General features: G+C 46.2%; 1 protein-coding gene. It reads right to left on the reverse strand.

The window, feature by feature from the left end; genetic code table 11:
* A partial coding sequence (locus tag ACFILD_RS05295; protein WP_375664857.1) for a hemagglutinin repeat-containing protein occupies window positions 1-3,323 on the reverse strand: 3,323 nt, incomplete at both ends.

Here is a 3,323-nt window from a genome sequence, read left to right on the forward strand (position 1 = left end):
CATGAGAAGCTTGCATGTCCACTTTCGTGTTTTTGGTGCGAAGATGATACTCCATCTCATCGTTTCTCACCCCTATTGTTATCTCCCCTTGGGCACCAAGACCAACATTGCCCTTGGCATCTATATCGGAAGCAGCAATATGGATATCTTTTCCAGAGAGAACAGTGGTCTCTTTTCCAGAACTTAAATGAGAGCCATTGTGCACGGCGACATGAAAGGTTTGATCCCCGCGATGGCTATTGGCACTGTTGCGTGTGGCATCAATCGAAACATTGCTCTCAGCTTGCAAGAGAAGTTTATCCGTTGCTTGAACATCAGAGCCTAGAATATTCAAATCTTGTCCAGAGAGAAGTGTCGTTGAGCCACCAGAGTTGACTTCTGATTTATGATGCATGGTGGCATCACCCTGTTCATCATGGTAATGGGTTTCTGCTGAACCGATCGTCAAGTTACCTTGTTCTGTAGCCATGGCAAGATCACCTCCGGTAGTGATCCCCACCCCGGAGGCTGTGATATTTTGTTTAGCAATCACCGTTGCATTACCACCAGCAGAAAGCGCCTCGGTGTTTAATACGGTCTCCACGCCGTCAACCGTTGTGCGCCCTGCATCCAAACGAATATTCTTCTCCGCAAGGAGAACAGCATCCCCACCCGCCGCAAAATGCCCCCCTTGACTGAGGATATCCCCGCCATGCACATGCAATTGGTGGTTTGCCGCAATACACCCTGAATTGGTTATTGTGGAATTGCTTGTATTTTGGCTGGTGATATTGACATCATCGCCCATGATCAAAGCCCCAGCAGAAACAAAGGAGGCTCTGTCTTTTTCAGGGATGTAAAGCACCGGTGCGTAAACATCCATGCCCTTGACCTGTTGGCGCACATAAATCACCATCGGGGCTTCTAGGGACGCCAATTGTTCTTCACTCAAAGCCTCACCAAAGGGGAGATTGTGTGCTTTTGCATATTCTGCCCCGACATCCAGCAAGGTTTTGACTTGTTCAATGGCATCACTTCCAGGAATAAAGGAGCCTTTACCCAAACCTTGACCAACCAGATCACGCATTTGTTTTTCAATCAGCTGCTTTTCGAAATAAGCATCGCCTAAGAAAAAAATCTCCCGATCAGGATTGTAGCCAATTCTGTTCAAATAATAGGCTGAACCATAAAACTTGCCGACATCAAGAAATTCTGCCCGCGTTTCATAAATGAAATTTTGATTGGGTAGCGTGCCCCCAACCCCACCCGATTGGGGCTTTGGTAAAGGAAGCCCCTCAGCAAGTTCCCCCGCATTATTGAGATCCACTTTTGGTGTAAAGAGAGCATCAACCCCGGTTAAACCACTTAAGGACTCCAGTGGTTTACGTTCAGCTGCTTGTGCTTTAAAATGCGCATCCCCTGTAATCGAACCTTCCGCTGCCGTGTTATTGAGTTGATCGACCACCAAATTCAACGTGCCACCCGCTTGGACAAGACCAGGAGCTGCATCAAGAGCTTCTGAACCAGTATGGCGATCCTTGCCATCGGCTATATCTAAAGAAACATCGCGGCTTCCATCAGCTTTATAGCCATAACAATAACCATCCTGCGTATTGGCATTACAACCCAGATAAGTTTTTTTATAAGCCGTTGCACCTAAATTGGTCAGCACATTGGCGTGGATATCGGCATTACCCCCTGCTTCTATAGAGCTATAATGGTTGTCAATGGTATCAGCGTTAATGATGAGATTGCCACTAGATTGTATTACCCCCGAAACTGGTTTATGAGAAAAACCTTGCGTGACAGTCTTTTCTGTCATGTGTGACCAGTCTTCGTTTGGGGATAAGAACCCCCATCTATCACCATTCCATCGATAGCGTTTTACGGACTTTTGATCATAGACAGGCTTAAATTCCCAAGTAAATGCCTTATAGACTGTTCCATCGCTTGAAATTGCGGTGCCATAGGTTTCTTCTTTGCTCGACCAAAGAGGAACATCCAAGAAAATTCTTACGTGCCCGTCAAAAGGTCCGGTATGACTTTGATGTTCGTGTCCCTTTCCCCAAAGGTTGGGACCATCTTGATATAACATCCCATCACTGAGCCTATCAGAACCCTTTGGTCTTTGGAAAGAAATATCGCTATATTCCGTTTTTTCCGTGATGACAGGCGTGCTATCGGCTTCGTTTTTTAGGGTGTTGGTTTGGATATTTAAGTTTCCACCAGCTTGAATAAAGCCTGCTTTGTTCACAAGCGAAAGGCTTTTTCCGCTGCCATCTGCATTGGTGAAAGATAAATCACCTTCTGTCATTATGGTGCCAAAATCATTGAGCAAAGCACCATCAACTTGTAAAGCACCATTGCCCTTCACATAAATTAAGCCCGTTTTGTTGTTGGTCACATTGCCCGTCACGCTAAAGACTAAATCCTGCCCCGATGCCAATTGACCGCTATTTCCAAGCTCCCCCGTTTTGATCACGAAATTTCGTGCTGCTAAAACCGACGTTGTCTCATCAACCATAACGCTTGGGGCAACAAAAAGAATATCTCCAGTCCCTCCCTGATCTGTCACGGCTTGTAGCCGCGCATGGTGAATCTCAAGGGCATTGGTGCTTTGAAAGTCTAAACCGCCATAAGCCAATTCGCTCTCTGAGACATCAATATGATCTGCAATTAAAGACAGCGTTTGCGGCGTGTAAATATGAGCACGATTATTGCTTAAATCGAGAGTGTTTGCTGTCAATCTCCCATCCCCCTCAGCACACAACACATTCTCAACACTGATCTCTCCAGATACCGATGTAAATGTTGCGCTGCCATCGCCCATGACCTGATCATCATAGATGTCGTTGCCTGCAAAAATTTCAATATTGCCACCACTGGCAATCTGACCAACCTTCACCCCTTCTTTTGCTGTAATCAAAAGAAAACCGTTTTTATCTAAAACAAGATCCCCTGAACCGCCCGTAGAAACGACACCTGTCATCAGTGTGCCAGCATCAAGGCTGCCAACCTTTAAAACAGCTTTTTCACCCGTCATCAGCGAAGAAAAGTCAACCGCCCCACCCTCAATATTTGCCTTACCATAGGCTAAAAGTTGTCTAAAATGAACGGGGGCATTTGTTTCTGGTTGTGCTTGAATGGCAACATTTTGATGCGACAGAATTGTTTGAGAAACAGATAGCCCATTATGAGAAACCAGGGTGATATCTCCTGCCCCATAAACACTTTCAGCGACAATCGCACCTTGACTGCTCTGGAGATCAACATCCCCTTGGGTGCCAAGAACAACAACACCAGCAGCACCCGTTGCCGCCATATCAACCCCACCGGCTAAAAGC

This window comes from Bartonella sp. CL162QHHD (genome assembly GCF_042195435.1).
In the GTDB taxonomy this organism is placed as follows: domain Bacteria; phylum Pseudomonadota; class Alphaproteobacteria; order Rhizobiales; family Rhizobiaceae; genus Bartonella.